The sequence below is a fragment of the Aquibium sp. A9E412 genome (genome assembly GCF_030398335.1).
Taxonomy (GTDB): Bacteria; Pseudomonadota; Alphaproteobacteria; order Rhizobiales; family Rhizobiaceae; genus A9E412.
On sequence record NZ_JAOAOP010000018.1, the window covers coordinates 1 to 15,940 of the forward strand.

Here is a 15,940-nt window from a genome sequence, read left to right on the forward strand (position 1 = left end):
CCGGCTCGTCTCGCGGCGCGGCGACGGCGTCCTCGAGGCCGAGATGACGCAGCAGCGCGGTGTCGATCTGGCCGGTCACCGACAGGCCGACGGCGCGCTGATAGCTCTCGATGGCGCTCTGCGTCATCGGCCCGCTCAGCCCGTCGACCGGACCCTTGTAGAGCGCCAGCTTGCCCAGCACCTGCTGCACCGCGCGCACCGTGGCGTCGCCGGCCGGCGCCTCGGCGCGTGCCGCCTCGCTCGCCGCCTGCTCGGGCGGCGGCGGCACGGCTCCGGTCGTCTCGCGGCGGTCGGGCGGCGGGGCGGGCACGGGCAGCGGCTCGGCGTCGCGCCGTGCCGCCTGCGGGGCGGCCGGCTGCGGCGCGGCGACGGTGCGCAGCGGCCGCTCGAGGCCGCTCGCGCCCGGCCGGGTGGCGAAGAAGGCGCCACCATGCGGGTGCGGCTGGTACCACAGCGCGTTGGCGGCGACGAAGGACAGCGCCACGACAAAGGCGGTCGCACCGCCGGCGACGGCGGGCCGGCGCAGCGCCGCGCCGGCGGCGGCCGCCAGCCCGGCGCGCAGCAGGCCGGGTGCCGGTTCGTCGGCGTCAAGCAGTCTTGCGTTGCGGCTCATCGATCCACTCGCTGTTGTGTAGCGCGACCGGCCGGCCGGCGGCGGTGCCGTCGCCGTCCGCCGCGGCGTCGGCCAGCGGCAGGCGGATGGTCACCGCCGTGCCCTCGCCGGGCGCGCTGTCGATGGTCATCGCCCCGCCCTGCAGCTCGACCAGGCCCTTGACCACGGCAAGCCCCAGCCCGGTGCCCTCGTAGCGGCGCGTGTAGTCGTTCTCGACCTGCATGAACGGCTTGCCGATGTGCTCGAGGTCGGCGGCCGCGATGCCGATGCCGTCGTCGGCGACGCAGAATTCCAGCATGCGGCCGCTGCGCCGGGCGCTCAGCGTCACGCTGCCGCCGGCCGGCGTGAACTTCACCGCGTTGGACAGCAGGTTGATGAGCACCTGCTGCAGCGCCCGCCGGTCGCAGGTCACCTCGGCCAGCGCCTCGTCGACGTCGCTGGTCAGCGCGATGCCCTTTTCCGCCGCGCGGCCGGCCGACAGCGACAGGCAGAGCTCCACCGCCTCGGCGAAGCGGAAGGGCTCCGGCTTCAGCTCGTAGGTGCCCGATTCGATCTTCGAGGCGTCGAGGATCGCGTTGACGACCGACAGCAGATGGCCGCCCGCCTCGCGGATCAGCCGCACGTGCTCGCGCTGGCGCTCGCCGCCCAGCGGGCCGAACATCTCGCTCGCCAGCACGTCGGAGAAGCCGAGAATGGCGTTGAGCGGCGTGCGCAGTTCGTGGCTGACGGCGGCGAGAAAGCGGCTCTTGGCGAGCTCGGAGCTTTCGGCGCTCTCGCTGGCACGGGCAAGCTCGGCCTCCAGCCCGGCGACCCGCGCGTCGTCGCGCAGCAGCGCGACCACCGCGCCGGCGTCGTCGCCGCGCATCAGCGTGAGCACGAAGGGGGCATGGTGCGCCGGGCCGCCGGTCTCGGCCGGTGCCGGCCGCAGGCGCAGGCGCACCTCGCGCGTCGCAGCGCCGTCGCGCAGCTGCGACAGCGCGCACAGATAAGGCACGCGGTCGGCCACCTGGACGCGCTCGAACAGGCCGTTGCCGAGCAGCATCTCGGGTGCCACGCCGAGCAGCGCCCGCGCGCGCTCGGAAGCCCCGGTCACCTCGCCCGCCGGCGACATGCGCAGCACGACGGCGTCGAGCAGCGCCTCCTCCACCACCGCCGGAGCCGGCACCTCGGCGCCCGCCGCGACGGCGCTCGCCCGCTCAAGGCGCAGCCACACGCTCGCGGCATAGATCAGCGGCACCAGCCAGTGCCAGGCGCTCGCGGCGGCGACCGCCGCGCCGGCCCACGCGAGCGCCAGAGCGGCGGCAACGGCAGCGGCGGCCAGCCCGGCCCCTCGCGCCCGGCGCGAGCGGCAAACCCAGTGCGCCTCGAAGGGCAGCGCGGCGAGGAGCAGTGCCAGCGGCGTCGCCAGCCCGCCGGCGGCGGCAAGCGTCGCGCCGATCGCCAGCGCCCCGGCGGCCAGCGCCGAAAGCCCGGCCACGGTGCTGCGCGCGCCGGCGGCCACCAGAAGCACGGCGAACCAGGCAGCGCCGAACAGCGCGCACATCAGGGCCAGCGTCAGCGCCACGCCGAGCTCGGCGGCGAAGACCTGCGCCGCCGCTCCGGCGAGCGGGAACGGCGCGGCCACCAGCACCGCCACCAGGCGGCGCCGCTCGGCGCGCTCCGCCGCATCGTTCAGCGCCGGCGGCACCAGCCTGTCGCAGGCCGCCGCGGCGGCCGTCAGCCATTCGCTCGGTTGGGACACGCCTGCACTCACTCGACGCACTCGCATGGGGGTCCGCTTTGCGGATCGTTCGTTGCAGGCGACCCTCGCACCGCAGCCTTTAAGGAAAGGATAAACGCCCGCCCCGCCCCGGCCACGGGCGGGCGCAATCGCGCCCTCTGCGGGCGGCGCGACGACCGGTTTTTGCCGTATGGTTAAGCGCCGGTAAACGGCCGGCATGCGCCCCGCGGCGGGCTACCCGCCTGGGGACGAAGGCGATTTCCGCGTCATTCCAGCGGCTTGGCTGGTTGACGTCCGGTTGCCGCGACCGCGACAATTCGATTGAAACCCGATGCGTCGGCGATCGTTCAAATTGATGCAAAATTTGCCGCGAATCGTCGCCATCGCCGCAAGCCCTCCTTTGCCCGCGGCGGGCAGTCTCGCGGGCAAGGACGCCGCCCCGGCCGCATCGGCAGGGCGGACGGGACCAGGGGACAGACGATGGGATTCTTGATCCGCTCCGCATTCTGGCTTTCGCTCGTGCTTCTGATCATTCCGATCGACGCGGGCAGCGGCGAGACGAAGGTCGAGCCGGTGGGCCCGATCGACGCCTTCTTCGCCGCGCGCGGCGCCATCCAGGACGTCGCCGGCCTGTGCGAGCGCCAGCCGCAGGTCTGCGAGACCGGCCGCGCGGCGCTCAGCACGATCGGCGCGCGCGCCCGCGAGGGCGTGCGCATGGCCTACGACGCCTTCGACGGCCCCGAGGCCGGGACCGCCGCGCCGGTGACCGCCGAGGCCACCGGCCCGGCCGGCGCCGGCGACGACGCGGCGCTGACCACCGGCAGCGTGCCCGCCGCCGACTGACCGCCGGGCGCACAATCTCGGCCGCGCCCCGTGACGCGCGCGGCCGCCTCGCCTATATCCGGGGCATGAGTGCTTCCATCGACACGATCCGCGACGACTTCGCCTTCCTGGACGACTGGGAAGACCGCTATCGCTACATCATCGACCTCGGCCGCGAGCTGCCGGCGTATCCGGACGCCGCGCGCGACGACGCCCACAAGGTCAAGGGCTGCGTCAGCCAGGTCTGGCTCGACACCCGGTTCGGCGAAGGGCCGGACCCGGTCATCACCTTTCGCGGCGATTCCGACGCGCACATCGTGCGCGGCCTGGTCGCCATCATGCTGGCGCTCTATTCCGGCCGCCGGGCGAGCGAGATCGTCGAGACCGACGCGGAGGAGACGATGCGCGCGCTCGGCCTCGACGAGCATCTCACGCCGCAGCGCGCCAACGGCCTGCGCGCCATGGTGCAACGCATCCAGCAGGAGGCGCGCGGCGCGCTGGCGCCGGCCGGCTGAGCGGGCGGCCGGCGCCGCTCAGCGGCTGATCGTCGGCCGGTAACCCGCGCCGCCCCAGTGCAGCGTCCTGCGGCCGGGCGCGGCTTCGGGCGGCGGCGCGTAGTGGCGCGCCAGGACGGCGAGCGCGGTCTTGAGCATCAGCTTGCCCGAGCGCACCGGCCAGCCGCGTTCGGCCTCCACCTGGCCGAGCCCCTTCAGGAAGCAGCACACGTCGACCAGCACGCCGGAAAGGTCCGGCCCGACGGCCTCGAGCGCGCGCTCCACGCGCCGGCGCGCGGCGAGCGCGGCGTCGTGCAGCTCGACGAGGTCGCGCGCCCCGCCGGCGCGCCGGCCGCCGGCCACCGCCGCCTCCCAGTTGGCGCCGAGCCGCGGCATGATGCGGCCGCGGTCGTAGTCGGCGCGCAGCCGCTCGCCGGCGGCCAGCTCGGCCGCCGTCAGGAACGGCGCGCCGTCCGGCCGCCGCAGGCGGGCGAGCTGGCCGAGCGGCGATTCGGCGCGGTTGACCAGCACGCGCTCGCGGCCGTTCGCGCCGGCAATCGTCGCCGTCTCCAGGTCGCGGTGCTGCGCGGCATGCGGCGCCTCGGCACACGCGGCACGGCGCGCGAAGGCGCGACCATCGGCCGTCAGGGCGTGCTCGTCGCCGCGGCGCGCCACCAGTCCGCGCCGGCACATCGCCGCCAGCACCGTCGCCTCGACCGCCACCGCGCCGCCGGCCGTGCCTTCCAGCACCACGCGGTCGTCGCGCGCCGCCGGCTGCGCCCGCGCCGGGCCACGGGCGAGAAAGCGCGCCACCCGGACCGCGCCGGCGCCGGCCTGCCGCCCGCGGCGTTCGCGCCCCGCCATCTAGCGCAGCTCCCGGTTGCGAAAGGCCGCCGCGGTCACCCGTTCGGTCATCGCCACCATGCGGTCGAACTCCGCGTCGTCGCGCAGGTCCTCGATCAGATGGCAGGCGTGCTGCACCGTCGTGCGGTCGCGGCCGAAGCCGCGGCCGACCTCCGTCATGTTCAGCCGCAGCACGACATGCGCCACATACATGCCGATCTGGCGCACCCGCGACACCGTCGTGGGGCCGCGACCGGAGCCGCGCAGCTCGCGGCCGCTGACGCCGAACAGCGCCGCCACGATATCGATCACGCATTCGCAGATGTCGACGACGCGCTCCTCGGCGACCGGGCTCAGGCGCGGCGCGCAGGCGGCGGCCTGCGTCGCATCGTCCGGCGGCGGGGAGACGGCTTGGAAGGACGCTGGAGACGGCACGGATCGACCTCGCGGCATGCAGGAAAAGGAATATTTTCCTTATATCCCCGCAACCGGGCCGTGTGAACAGACAAAGAACACGGCCGCCTTTCGGCGTCCGGTCAAGCCTTTGTAATGCCTGATCTTTCCGTCTTTTTCCGGCGCCGGTCGGCAGCCGCTTTGTCCCCGCCCGGCGCGCCGCACGGACAGTGGTCGCCCCCGGAAGCGTTCAAGGAGCGGTGGCGTGAGAGAATGGTACAGCGAGATCGCGGCGTTTCGCCGGCGCAAGGCGGATGCCGCGGCCGAGGCGGGCCAGGTCGCCGCCCTGCGGCTCATGTGCGGGCTCGATCTCGAAGCGGCGCTGGCCAGCCGCGGCGCCCGGCGGGCGGAGATCGTGCGCCAGGTGGCGCGTCTCGTCGAGCGCGAGCGGCTCAAGGGCGCGCACGGCCACTGGAGCTACGACCTCAACCGCCACATCGCGCTCAAGCAGGCGCTCGACCGGTTGCGGCCGCCGCGGGCCGCTGCGCCAAAACAAAGAAAAGGCGGCGCCACGGGGCGCCGCCAGGAGATTGATACGCGCGGTCACACTCGGGAGAAACGACCCGGATCACGGCGCAACACGGGTTAGCTGCGCTTGCGGCCGAGGCCCATCTTCTTGGCGAGCTTCGAGCGCGCCGCCGCGTAGCTCGGCGCGACCATCGGGTAGCTCGGATCGAGGCCCCACTTCTCGCGATACTGCTCCGGCGTGAGGTTGTAGTGGGTCATCAGGTGCCGCTTGAGCGACTTGAACTTCTTCCCGTCCTCGAGGCAGATGATGTAGTCTTCCTGCACCGAGCGCTTGGGATTGACGGCCGGCTTAGGCCGCTCCGCGGGCGCCTGCTCCTCGGCGGCGCCGACGCGGCCGAGCGCGGCGTGAACATCCGCGATCAGATTGGAAAGCTCGCTCACCGGGACCGGGTTGTTGCTGACATAGGCGGCCACCACGTCGGCGGTCAGCTCGATCAGCGTGTCCTGGTTGTTTGTCGGATTTTCGGTCATGTCCATCTCGTTTGCCCCATACTCAGTCGGTTGACCCCGTTTCGTTGCCGGAGCCTCTTTAGTTGCGGGCGACCGTTCTTGCGCCGTCCCGATTCGTGTTCCGTATCTAGTACGCACCGCCAGTAAAGCAAGTCAATTCAACATTGCTTTTCTGAAATGTTTTTTTTCGTCTGGCGAGCATTTGTACCGAAATCGAACGTATTGGTCGCGCGAAGCATGAAATTCATGCAACTTCACGTAAAGGGCGTGCAGCAAGACTGGTCGTCCTGCGGCGCGCCTCAGCCGGCGTCGGGCCTGTCCTTCATGTCGTCGTGCACGGAGTGGCGCCACAGCCGGTAGCCCGCGGCATAGGCGGCCTTGGCCAGGAGATGCGCCGAGATCGGCGCGGTCAGCAGGAAGAACACCACGCCGGCCAGCGCGCGCGTCACCGTCGCCTCGTCCTCGGCGAACACGGCGAGCGCGATGATCATCACGCCGGAGCCGAGCGTGCCGGCCTTGGAGGCGGCGTGCATGCGCGTGTAGAGGTCGGGCAGGCGCAGCAGGCCGATCGCGGCCACCAGCACGAAGAACGAGCCGACGATCATCAGCCCGCCGGCCACCAGGTTTTGCACGGTCCCGATCATTCGCCCCTGTCGACGTAGATGCCTTCGTCGTCCTCTTGCACGAACTCTTCCTCGTAGCGCCGGCTCATGATGAAGCGGGCGAAGGCCACCGTCGCCAGAAAGCCGACCAAGCCGAGCGCGATGGCGATGTCGATGTAGAGCGTGAAGCCGGTGCGGATGCCCAGAACGGCGATGAAGCCGATGGCGATGATGACCAGCATGTCGAGACCGAGCACGCGGTCCGGCAGGCTCGGCCCGACCATCACGCGGATCACGGTGAGCAGGAAGGACAGGCTGAGCACGGCGAGCGCGATCAGCTCGGCCAGCCGCAGGAACTCCTCCGGGCTGATCATCGGAACGCCTCCAGGATCTTGCGCTCGAAGCCGTCGGCGATGTCGCGGCGCGCGCTCTCGGGGTCGGAGCAATCGATGGCGTGGATGTAGAGCGTGCGCCGGTCCTCCGACACGTCGACCGACAGCGTGCCCGGCGTCAGCGTGATGAGGTTGGCCAGCATGGTGATCTCGAAGTCGCGGTCGACCTTGAGCGGATAGGCGAAGATGCCCGGCTTGATGTCCATGCGCGGCGACAGCACCAGCGTGGCCACGCGCACCGACGACAGCACCAGCTCGTAGAAGAACATCACCGCCAGCGACAGAAGCCGCCAGGTGCGCGTCAGGTAGCCGAGCGTGCCGATCTGCTCGCGGATCAGATAGAGCACCGCCACGCCCATCAGGAAACCGAACGCCAGGTTGGGCAGCGTGAAGGACCCGGTGACGGCGGCCCAGACGAAGGCGAACAGGAAGTTGACCAGATAGGGGGTCACGGCTGCACCCTTTCCGGAAAGACCGCGCCGACATAGCCGGTCGGATCGACGAGAACCGCGGCGGCCGCCTCGGCGACGTTGATGAACGGCTCGGGATAGAGGCCGAGCGCCAGGATCGGCAGCATCAGCGCGGCGAGCGAGGCGTAGCCGAGCCGCAGCACCGGCGCGGCCTCCGCCGGTGCCGCGGGCGCGGTGTCGCCGCCGTCGCTGCGCCAGAAGGTCAGCGCGAAGACGCGGCCGAGCGCCAGCGTCGTCAGGATGCCGGTCGCCAGGATGGCGAAGGCGAGCCAGGGCGCGCCGGCGGCCAGCGAGGCCTGCACCAGCATCACCTTGGGCCACAGGCCGGAGGCCGGCGGCAGACCCGCCGCCGCCAGCACGAGAAGCAGCGCGAAGGCCGTCAGCAGCGGATGGCCGCGGTAGAGCCCCTTCAGCGTCTCGACCGAATAGCTGCCGCCGACGCCGTTCATCACCCCGGCCAGCAGGTAGAGCGCCGTCATCGCCAGCATCGAGTGGACGGCGTAGACGATGGCGCCCGCGAGCCCCGCCTCGGTGCCGAGCGCGATGCCGGCCAGCATGATGCCGACGCCGGAGATCACCACGAAGCCGAGCACCCGGCGCATGTCGGACTGGGCGAGCGCGCCCATGATGCCGAGCACCATGGTGGCGGCCGCCACCCAGGCGATCACGTCCGACAGCAGCGCGCGCTCCGGTTCGAACAGCATCACCAGCACGCGCAGCAGCGCATAGACGCCGATCTTGGTCAGGATGCCGCCGAACAGCGCCGCCACCACGATGCGCGGCGTGTGATAGGAGGCGGGCAGCCAGAAGTTCAGCGGAAAGGCCGCCGCCTTCATGGCGAAGGCGAACAGGAACAGCGTGGCCAGCGTCGCCAGCGGCGCGGTGTCGCGCAGCTCGGCGGCCTTGCTCTGGACGTCGGCCATGTTGAGCGTGCCGAAGGTGCCGTAGAGCAGCGCCGTGGCCGTCAGGAAGAGCGTCGTGCCGACCAGGTTGAGGATGGCGTATTTCAGCGCGCCGTCGAGCTGGCGATGCTCGCAGCCGAGCACCAGCAGGCCGAACGAGGCGATCAGGAAGACCTCGAACCAGACGTAGAGATTGAACAGGTCGCCGGTCAGGAAGGCGCCGCTGACGCCGGCCATCATCAGCAGCATGAAGGGATAGAAGCCGTAGCGCCGCCCGGTCGTGCCGATGTCGGCGACGGCGAACACCGCGCACACCGCCGCCACCAGCACGCCGACCAGCGACAGCGCGACGCCGAGCGGATCGGCCACGAAGCTGATGCCGAACGGCGGCAGCCAGCGCCCCATGGTCATGGCGAGCGGCCCTTCCGCGAGCACGCGCGCCAGAAGCCCGGCATTGGCCGCCAGCGTCAGCGCGAAGGCGACGAGCGCCACGCCGGCATGCAGCCAGGTGCGGTGGCGCACCGTCAGGAGGAAAGCGGCGAAGACGAGCGGGATCGCCACCGGCGCGACGATCAGCCAGTCGGCCAGCGCCACCGGCTCGGTGATCATCGCCTGCGACAGGTCGGCGGCCTTTTCGGTGTCTGCGGCCATCGGCGCCTCAGTATCCCAGCGGCGGCATGGCATCGTCCTTCGGCTCGGCGACGCGCATGCCCTCCGCGTCGTCGGTGCCCAGCTCCTGGTAGGCGCGGAAGGTCAGCACCATCAGGAAGGCGAAGATGGAGAACGCGATGACGATCGCCGTCAGGATCAGCGCCTGCGGCAGCGGGTTCGCCGTCAGTTCGGGCGGCACCGGCAGCGCCTCGGGAATGATCGGCGGCACCTCGCTGACCACCCGGCCGGCGGTGAACAGCGTCAGGTTGACCGCGTTGCCGAACAGCACCACGCCCAGCATGATGCGGATGATGTGCTTCGACAACATCAGGTAGATGGCGGCGGCGAAGAACAGGCCGACCAGCACCGAAAGCACGGTTTCCATTATGCGCGCTCCCTTTCTTCCAGCGCCAGGGCGATGGAGGTGATCGAGCCGACGACGACGAGATAGACGCCGATGTCGAAGAACAGCACGGTCGACAGGTCGAGCTCGACGCCGAGGAAGCTCACCTTCGCCCACAGCCCCGTCAGCAGCGGCACCTGGAAGAAGATCGAGAACACGCCCGACAGCGCGGCCATCAGCAGGCCGAAGCCGGAGATCGCCATGGGATGGAAGTAGACGGCGCGGCGCACCGGCGCCACGCCGCAGGCGATGCCGTAGATGGCCAGCGCCGAGGCGGCGATCAGCCCGCCGATGAAGCCGCCGCCGGGCTCGTTGTGGCCGCGCAGCAGCACGAACACCGAAAACAGCAGCATCAGGCTGGTCAGATAGGGCGCGACCGTGCGGAAGATGACCGTGCGCATCTCAGCCCTCCGTTTGCGCCGCCGCGTCGCGCCGCCGGCGCGGCCGGATGCGCACCAGCGCGAGGATCGCCAGCCCGGCGACCATCACCACCGCGATCTCGCCCAGCGTGTCGAGGGCGCGGTAGTCGACGATGATGACGTTGACGATGTTGCGGCCGTGCGCGATCACCCGCGCGTGCTCGGCGAAGAAGGCGCTGAGCTCGCCGTCGAACGGGATCTGCGTGACCCGCAGCAGGATCAGCGTCAGCGCCAGGCCGCAGACGCCGGCCACCGCCATGCCGGTCAGTTTTTCCGGCGTCGGCCGGTGGTCGGCCGGCGACAGCCTGAGCCGGGTCATCACCAGCGCCAGGATGACCACCGAAAGCGTCTCGACCATGAACTGGGTGAACGACAGGTCCGGCGCGCCGAGCAGCATGAACAGCACCGCCAGCGCCAGGCCCTGGATGCCGAGCGAGACGATCGCCGTCAGCCGGTTGCGCGCGCGCAGCACCGCCCACAGGCCGAAGGCGGCGATCAGGATGATCGTCCACTCGTAGAAGGCGATGACGGGGAAGCGCGGCTGCGTCGGCAGGTCGCCGAAGGCGAGCATCGGCACCAGAAGCGCCAGCGCGAAGACGGCGAAGGTGGCCAGCATGTAGTAGTCGAGCCGGCCGCTCTGGACCACGCGCGTCACCGCGTAGGACAGCCGCACCGTGCCGCCGACGGCCTGGTCGAAGCCGCGGTCGGGGCCCCAGCCGATCGCCGCCAGCGTCGCGGCCATCGCCGCGCGGCCCCGCGCCAGCGCCAGATAGGCGAGGATGCCGAGCGCCACCGTGCCGATCGACAGGTAGAGCGCCATGCCGACATGCGGGATCAGCGAGATGGTGACGGTGGCCGGCTCGCCGTAGACGGCGCTCGTCATCGGGTCGGTGACGAAGCGATGGCTCGTCTGCGACCACAGGGCGGCGGCCAGCGCCACCAAGCCGAGCGTCAGCGGCCCGAGCCACATCAGGGCCGGGCCCTCATGGGCGTGCTTGGGCGTTTCCACCTTCTCGCCAAGAAACGGCTTGAGCGCGACCGCGAAGCCGACGGCGAACATCAGCGCGTTGCCGACCACCGCCACGATGGTGAACAGCGTGCTCCAGCCGTCGGCGAAGCCGAGCGCGGCATACATCTCCTCCTTGGCGAGGAAGCCGAACAGCGGCGGCAGGCCGCCCATCGAGACGGCGCCGAGCACGGCGGCGGCGAAGGTGATCGGCATCGCCCGCATCAGCCCGCCGAGCCGCGTGATGTCGCGCGTGCCGCTCTCGTGGTCGACCAGGCCGGCGACCATGAACAGGCCGCCCTTGAACAGCGAATGGGCGACCAGATAGAGCACGGCGGCGGCGACCGCGAGCTTGTTGCCGAAGCCCGTCAGCATGACCAGCAGGCCGAGCGAGGCGACCGTGGTGTAGGCCAGCATCAGCTTGAGGTCGGTCTGGCGCACCGCCAGCAGCGTGCCGACGATCAGCGTCGTGCCGCCGAACACCGGCAGCACCGTCTCCCACAGCGCCGTGTCGCCCATCGCCGGGTTGAGGCGCATGACGAGATAGACGCCCGCCTTCACCATCGTCGCCGAATGCAGGTAGGCCGACACCGGCGTCGGCGCCTCCATGGCGTTGGGCAGCCAGAAGTGGAAGGGAAACTGCGCCGACTTGGTGAAGGCGCCGCCGAGCACGAGCAGGAACGCGGCGAGATAGAGCGGGCTGTCGCGCAGGAGGTCCGGCGCGGCGAGCAGCTCCGACATCGCGCCGGCGCCGGTCGCCGCGCGGATGACCAGCAGGCCGGCGAGCAGCGCCAGGCCGCCGAGCCCGGTCACCACCAGCGCCTGCAGCGCGGCCCGCCGGGAGGCCTCGCGGCGGTGGTCGAAGCCGATCAGCAGGAAGGAGGTGATCGACGTCAGCTCCCAGAAGACGAACAGCGTCAGGAAGGAGTCGGCGACCACGAGCCCGAGCATCGAGCCCATGAACATCAGCATGAAGGACAGGAAGCGGCCCTGATGCGGGTGCCCCTTCAGATAGCCGCCCGAATACAGCACGATCAGCGTGCCGATGCCGGTGATCAGAAGCGCGAAGGTCAGGGACAGCCCGTCGATCAGCCAGGAGAAGTCGACGCCCAGGCTGGGGATCCACGGATAGCCCGCCACCACGGTCTCGCCGGCGGCGACGGGACCGAGAAAGCCGAGGAAATGGACGAAGGCGGCGAGCGGCAGCAGCGCCAGGAGCCAGGCCGCGTTGTGGCCGAACCAGCGCACCAGGACGGGTGCGACGAGGGCGCCGGCAAAGGGCAGCGCAAGGATCAGGGCCGTGATGAGTTGCCCCTCGACGACGTCCACGGCCTCTTGTCCCCCCGCACCAGGTCACTTTGCTGTTCGAACGTTCGGCGTGAGATAGACATTCGTCTAACGCCGGGCAAGTCCGGTGTGACAATCCATCCCGTGCAAGTCGTGCCGGGCGCCTTTGCAAGTCTTGCCGGCAGCGAACCGCTGACAATCGCCGGCCGCCTTCCTAAATAGGGGGCGAACATCATTCCGGAGAGTGCCGATGACCGCCGAAACCAGCCTCAAGGTGGAGAAGAGCGACAGCGAATGGCGCGAGCAGCTCACGCCCGAGCAGTATCGCGTCACCCGCAAGCACGGCACCGAGCGGGCCTTCACCGGCCCCTACTGGGACAACAAGGCGCAGGGGACGTATGCCTGCGTGTGCTGCGGCAAGCCGCTGTTCAGCTCGGAAACGAAATACGATTCGGGCACCGGATGGCCGAGCTTCTATGCGCCCGTCGCGCCCGAGGCGGTCAGCGAGCATCGCGACCGCTCGCTGTTCATGGTGCGCACCGAGGTGCGCTGCGCGGACTGCGACGCCCATCTCGGCCACGTCTTCAACGACGGGCCGGAGCCGACGGGCCTGCGCTACTGCATGAACGGCACGGCGCTCGACTTCCGCCCGGCCGGCGACCGGCCGGACGACGCGGCCTAGCCGTCGCCGGACCCGCACCGCGGCGCCGGGCCGGCCGCCCTTCCCGCACCGGCTAATCCGGCCTGATCCGGCGCCGGCCTCGCGCGGCGTGCGGCGCCATCCGCACCGCCGGCCTTGTCCCGGCCGCGGGCGGCGTGTTCATTTTCTCCGTCAACCGAACCACCCGGGATTTTTCATGCAGGATCGCACCACGCCCCGCCGCCCCTTTCCCGATGCCGCGCCGCCGCGCCCGGCCGCGCGCCCCGTCGACGACGAGCGCCACGGCATCGCCCGCACCGACGACTACGCCTGGATGCGGGCCGACAACTGGCAGGAGGTGTTCAAGGATCCGGCCGTGCTCGACCCGGCGATCCGCGCCCACCTGGAGGCCGAGAACGCCTATCAGGACGCGCTGATGGCCGACACGGCCGCCCTGCGCGAGACGCTGTTCGCGGAGATGAAGGGGCGCATCAAGGAAGACGATTCCTCGGTGCCGATGGCCGACGGCCCGTTCGCCTACGGCACCGCCTACCGCACCGGCGGCGAGCAGCCGCGCTTCTTCCGCACGCCGCGCGAAGGCGGCGCGGAGGCGGTGCTGCTCGACGGCGACGCGGAGGCCGAGGGCAAGCCCTATTTCCGCATCGGCGGCGCCGACCACAGCAGCGACCACGCGCGGCTGCTGTGGGCCTATGACGACAAGGGCTCGGAGTTCTACACGCTCAAGGTGCGCGAGCTCGACAGCGGCCGCGACCGCGACGACACGGTGGCCGACACCGGCGGCTCCGGCACCTGGGACGGCCGCAACGAGGGCTTCTTCTACACCCGGCTCGACGCCAACCACCGGCCTTCGCGCATCTTCCACCACGCGCTCGGCGGCGCGCCCGAGACCGACCGGCTGATCTACGAGGAGGCCGATCCCGGCTTCTTCATGAGCGTCGGCGGCAGCCGCCGCAACGACTGGATCTTCATCGCCATCAACGACCACGAGACGTCGGAGTACCGCATCCTGCCGGCCGACCGGCCGGACGCCGAGCCGCGCCTGGTGGCGGCGCGCGAGACCGGCGTGCAGTACGACCTCGAGGAAGGCGGCGACGTCTTCTTCGTGCTGACGAATGCCGGCGGCGCGAAGGACTTCAAGATCATGACCGCGCCGGTCGACGATCCGCGGCCGGAGAACTGGCAGGAGCTGGTGCCGCACGAGCCGGGCCGGCTCATCCTGTCGATCCTCGGCTTCGCCGACTTCCTCGTGCGGCTGGAGCGCAAGGACGGCCTGCCGCGCATCGTCGTGCGCGAGCGCGCCAGCGGCGCCGAGCACGTCATCGCCTTCGACGAGGAGGCCTATTCGCTGGGGCTGGCGGGCGCGCTGGAATACGACACCGACACCTTCCGCTTCAGCTACTCCTCGATGACCACGCCGGCGCAGGTCTTCGACTACGACATGCGCACGCGCGAGCGGGTCTTGCGCAAGACGCAGGAGGTGCCGTCGGGCCACGACGCCGGCGCCTATGTCACGCGGCGCCTGATGGCGCGCGCGCCGGACGGCGAGACGGTGCCGATCTCGGTGCTGCACCGCCGCGACACGCCGCTCGACGGCAGCGCGCCGTGCCTGCTCTACGGCTACGGCGCCTACGGCATCACCATCCCGGCGAGCTTCAACACCAACTGCCTGTCGCTGGTCGACCGCGGCTTCGTCTATGCCATCGCGCACATCCGCGGCGGCAAGGACAAGGGATTCGCCTGGTACGAGGCGGGCAAGCGTGCCGGCAAGCCGAACAGCTTCACCGACTTCCTTGCCTGCGCCCGCCACCTCGTCGCCGAGGGCTACACCGCGCACGACCGCATCGTCGCACAGGGCGGCTCGGCCGGCGGCATGCTGATGGGCGCGGTCGCCAACATGGCGCCGGAGTGCTTCGGCGCGATCGTCGCCGAGGTGCCGTTCGTCGACGTGCTCAACACCATGCTCGACGAGACGCTGCCGCTGACGCCGCCGGAATGGCCCGAATGGGGCAATCCGATCGCCTCGCCCGACGACTACCGCACCATCGCCGGCTATTCGCCCTACGACAACGTCGCCGCGCAGGCCTATCCGCCGATCCTGGCGCTGACCGGGCTGACCGACCCGCGCGTCACCTACTGGGAGCCGGCCAAATGGGTGGCGCGGCTGCGCGCGGTGAAGACCGATGACAATCCGGTCTTGTTCAAGATCAACATGGCGGCCGGCCACGCCGGCGCCTCGGGCCGCTTCTCGCGGCTCGAGGAGATCGCCTATGTCTACGCCTTCGCGCTCAAGGTCACGGGGCGGGCCGATGCCCGTCCGGCCGGCCGGGAATAGCCTTCAGATAGGCGGCGATCGCCTGCCGGTCCTCGGCCGGCAGCTCGGCCATGTTCTCCTGCACGGCGACCATCGCGCCGCCGACGGTGTCGAAGCTCGGGGTGAAGCCCGATTCCAGGTAGTAGGCGATGTCGGCCGCGCTCCACCCGGCCAGGCCGTCCTCCGACGGCGTGATGTTGGGCACCACGCCGTCGCCCTCGGCCGCCGCGGCGCCGGCCAGCCAGTTGGCCAGGTCGAGCCCGCCGAAGCCGTCGCGCGGCGTGTGGCACTCGCCGCAGTGGCCCGGCCCCTCGACCAGATAGCGGCCGCGCGCCACGGCCTCGTCGCCGTCGCCGAGCGCCACCACCGGGCCGGGGTGCATGTTCAGCCGCTTCCACAGCCCGATGCCGCGGCGAAACGCGTAGGGAAAGCCGAGCGCATGCCCGTCGGTCTCGCCCTCCACCGCCGGCAGCGTCTGCATGAAGGCGTGCAGGTCGACGACGTCCTGCGGCCGCATGCGGGCATAGGAGGTGTAGGGAAAGGACGGGTAGTAGTGCCGGCCGTCGGGCGACACGCCGCGCAGCATGGCGTTGGCGAAGGCTTCGTCCGACCAGCCGCCGATGCCGTCGGCGTGCGGCGAGATATTGGGCGCGACGAAGTCGCCGAACGGCGTCTCGAGCCGCAGCCCGCCGCCGAGCCGCAGCCGCGCCTCGCCCTCGGCGTCCTCGGCCGCGTGGCAGGAGGCGCAGCCGCCGGCCCAGAAGACGCGCTCGCCGCGCGCGGCGTCGCCGTCCTCCAGCCCGGCAAGCGCCTCGGCCGGCAGCGTGCCGGGCGCGCTGGCGAGCCAGAAGACGAGGCCGCCGGCCACGACGAGCGCACCGGCGGCCAGGGCCGCTTTCATGGGCATGCCGGA

18 protein-coding genes are annotated in these 15,940 nt (G+C 71.1%); 5 read left to right on the top strand and 13 right to left on the bottom strand.

Going from position 1 to position 15,940, the window contains the following annotated elements:
* The coding region (locus N1F89_RS08975; RefSeq protein ID WP_290083514.1) for a peptidoglycan-binding domain-containing protein at nt 1–613 on the bottom strand (613 nt) is incomplete at its 3' end.
* The gene (locus tag N1F89_RS08980) at nt 588–2,354 is read right to left on the bottom strand and encodes a PAS domain-containing sensor histidine kinase (RefSeq protein WP_290083516.1); all 1,767 of its coding nucleotides are present in this window, start codon (nt 2,352–2,354) and stop codon (nt 588–590) included. The genes N1F89_RS08975 and N1F89_RS08980, both read right to left, overlap by 26 nt.
* Before the next feature lie 459 nt (nt 2,355–2,813).
* Here N1F89_RS08980 and N1F89_RS08985 point away from each other — a divergent pair, with 459 nt between their 5' ends.
* Both N1F89_RS08985 and N1F89_RS08990 read left to right on the top strand, forming a co-directional pair.
* Complete coding sequence (locus tag N1F89_RS08985; protein WP_290083518.1) at nt 2,814–3,176, top strand: DUF5330 domain-containing protein; 363 nt, start codon at nt 2,814–2,816, stop codon at nt 3,174–3,176.
* Nucleotides 3,177–3,241: 65 nt separating this feature from the next.
* Nucleotides 3,242–3,670, top strand: a complete 429-nt coding sequence (locus tag N1F89_RS08990) for a SufE family protein (protein ID WP_290083519.1) — start codon at nt 3,242–3,244, stop codon at nt 3,668–3,670.
* Between the two features lie 18 nt (nt 3,671–3,688).
* Here the strand turns inward: N1F89_RS08990 and N1F89_RS08995 are convergent, their stop codons facing one another.
* Complete coding sequence (locus tag N1F89_RS08995; protein ID WP_290083521.1) at nt 3,689–4,513, bottom strand: DUF6456 domain-containing protein; 825 nt, start codon at nt 4,511–4,513, stop codon at nt 3,689–3,691.
* Nucleotides 4,514–4,927 carry a helix-turn-helix domain-containing protein gene (locus N1F89_RS09000; RefSeq protein WP_290083523.1) on the bottom strand — a complete coding sequence of 138 codons (414 nt, stop codon included), beginning with the start codon at nt 4,925–4,927 and terminating at the stop codon, nt 4,514–4,516.
* Between the two features lie 223 nt (nt 4,928–5,150).
* Here N1F89_RS09000 and N1F89_RS09005 point away from each other — a divergent pair, with 223 nt between their 5' ends.
* Nucleotides 5,151–5,534: a hypothetical protein gene (locus tag N1F89_RS09005; protein ID WP_290083525.1), complete on the top strand. Its 384-nt coding sequence runs from the start codon at nt 5,151–5,153 to the stop codon at nt 5,532–5,534.
* On the opposite strand, the gene N1F89_RS09010 is transcribed toward N1F89_RS09005, so the two are convergent.
* From N1F89_RS09010 to N1F89_RS09045, 8 genes are all read right to left on the bottom strand, one after another.
* On the bottom strand, nt 5,531–5,950 hold the full coding sequence (locus N1F89_RS09010; protein ID WP_290083527.1) for a MucR family transcriptional regulator: 420 nt from the start codon (nt 5,948–5,950) through the stop codon (nt 5,531–5,533). The genes N1F89_RS09005 and N1F89_RS09010 overlap by 4 nt on opposite strands.
* Nucleotides 5,951–6,222: 272 nt before the next feature.
* The gene (gene mnhG / locus N1F89_RS09015) at nt 6,223–6,567 is read right to left on the bottom strand and encodes a monovalent cation/H(+) antiporter subunit G (protein ID WP_290083528.1); all 345 of its coding nucleotides are present in this window, start codon (nt 6,565–6,567) and stop codon (nt 6,223–6,225) included.
* Nucleotides 6,564–6,899 carry a cation:proton antiporter gene (locus tag N1F89_RS09020; RefSeq protein ID WP_290083530.1) on the bottom strand — a complete coding sequence of 112 codons (336 nt, stop codon included), beginning with the start codon at nt 6,897–6,899 and terminating at the stop codon, nt 6,564–6,566. Before N1F89_RS09020 ends, mnhG begins: the two co-directional genes overlap by 4 nt.
* Nucleotides 6,896–7,369 (bottom strand): Na+/H+ antiporter subunit E, encoded by a 474-nt coding sequence (locus N1F89_RS09025; RefSeq protein WP_290083532.1) that lies wholly within the window; start codon nt 7,367–7,369, stop codon nt 6,896–6,898. The genes N1F89_RS09020 and N1F89_RS09025 overlap by 4 nt, the downstream gene beginning before the upstream one ends.
* On the bottom strand, nt 7,366–8,940 hold the full coding sequence (locus tag N1F89_RS09030; protein ID WP_290083533.1) for a Na+/H+ antiporter subunit D: 1,575 nt from the start codon (nt 8,938–8,940) through the stop codon (nt 7,366–7,368). Before N1F89_RS09030 ends, N1F89_RS09025 begins: the two co-directional genes overlap by 4 nt.
* A 7-nt stretch (nt 8,941–8,947) precedes the next feature.
* On the bottom strand, nt 8,948–9,325 hold the full coding sequence (locus N1F89_RS09035) for a Na+/H+ antiporter subunit C (RefSeq protein ID WP_290083534.1): 378 nt from the start codon (nt 9,323–9,325) through the stop codon (nt 8,948–8,950).
* Entirely contained in the window at nt 9,325–9,744 is a 420-nt protein-coding gene (locus tag N1F89_RS09040; RefSeq protein WP_290083536.1) for a Na+/H+ antiporter subunit B, read from the bottom strand. The genes N1F89_RS09035 and N1F89_RS09040 overlap by 1 nt, the downstream gene beginning before the upstream one ends.
* A 1-nt stretch (nt 9,745) precedes the next feature.
* Entirely contained in the window at nt 9,746–12,097 is a 2,352-nt protein-coding gene (locus N1F89_RS09045) for a putative monovalent cation/H+ antiporter subunit A (protein WP_290083538.1), read from the bottom strand.
* Between the two features lie 208 nt (nt 12,098–12,305).
* Here N1F89_RS09045 and msrB point away from each other — a divergent pair, with 208 nt between their 5' ends.
* Both msrB and N1F89_RS09055 read left to right on the top strand, forming a co-directional pair.
* Nucleotides 12,306–12,737, top strand: a complete 432-nt coding sequence (gene msrB, locus N1F89_RS09050; protein ID WP_290083540.1) for a peptide-methionine (R)-S-oxide reductase MsrB — start codon at nt 12,306–12,308, stop codon at nt 12,735–12,737.
* Nucleotides 12,738–12,912: 175 nt separating this feature from the next.
* A complete protein-coding gene (locus tag N1F89_RS09055) occupies nt 12,913–15,048 on the top strand; it encodes a S9 family peptidase (RefSeq protein ID WP_290083542.1) in 2,136 nt (711 codons plus the stop codon).
* On the opposite strand, the gene N1F89_RS09060 is transcribed toward N1F89_RS09055, so the two are convergent.
* Nucleotides 15,008–15,934 carry a cytochrome c gene (locus tag N1F89_RS09060; RefSeq protein ID WP_290083544.1) on the bottom strand — a complete coding sequence of 309 codons (927 nt, stop codon included), beginning with the start codon at nt 15,932–15,934 and terminating at the stop codon, nt 15,008–15,010. The two genes, N1F89_RS09055 and N1F89_RS09060, sit on opposite strands and share 41 nt — an antisense overlap.
* Nucleotides 15,935–15,940: the final 6 nt, after the last annotated feature.

Excerpts from the sequence above, each read along its gene's own strand:
- msrB (WP_290083540.1), top strand. The coding sequence starts at position 12,306 with ATGACCGCCGAAACCAGCCTCAAGGTGGAGAAGAGCGACAGCGAATGG.
- mnhG (WP_290083528.1), bottom strand. The coding sequence starts at position 6,567 with ATGATCGGGACCGTGCAAAACCTGGTGGCCGGCGGGCTGATGATCGTC.
- N1F89_RS09035 (WP_290083534.1), bottom strand. The coding sequence starts at position 9,325 with ATGGAAACCGTGCTTTCGGTGCTGGTCGGCCTGTTCTTCGCCGCCGCC.
- N1F89_RS09040 (WP_290083536.1), bottom strand. The coding sequence starts at position 9,744 with ATGCGCACGGTCATCTTCCGCACGGTCGCGCCCTATCTGACCAGCCTG.
- N1F89_RS08985 (WP_290083518.1), top strand. The coding sequence starts at position 2,814 with ATGGGATTCTTGATCCGCTCCGCATTCTGGCTTTCGCTCGTGCTTCTG.
- N1F89_RS09060 (WP_290083544.1), bottom strand. The coding sequence starts at position 15,934 with ATGCCCATGAAAGCGGCCCTGGCCGCCGGTGCGCTCGTCGTGGCCGGC.
- N1F89_RS09030 (WP_290083533.1), bottom strand. The coding sequence starts at position 8,940 with ATGGCCGCAGACACCGAAAAGGCCGCCGACCTGTCGCAGGCGATGATC.
- N1F89_RS09055 (WP_290083542.1), top strand. The coding sequence starts at position 12,913 with ATGCAGGATCGCACCACGCCCCGCCGCCCCTTTCCCGATGCCGCGCCG.
- N1F89_RS09020 (WP_290083530.1), bottom strand. The coding sequence starts at position 6,899 with ATGATCAGCCCGGAGGAGTTCCTGCGGCTGGCCGAGCTGATCGCGCTC.
- N1F89_RS08990 (WP_290083519.1), top strand. The coding sequence starts at position 3,242 with ATGAGTGCTTCCATCGACACGATCCGCGACGACTTCGCCTTCCTGGAC.
- N1F89_RS09010 (WP_290083527.1), bottom strand. The coding sequence starts at position 5,950 with ATGGACATGACCGAAAATCCGACAAACAACCAGGACACGCTGATCGAG.
- N1F89_RS08995 (WP_290083521.1), bottom strand. The coding sequence starts at position 4,513 with ATGGCGGGGCGCGAACGCCGCGGGCGGCAGGCCGGCGCCGGCGCGGTC.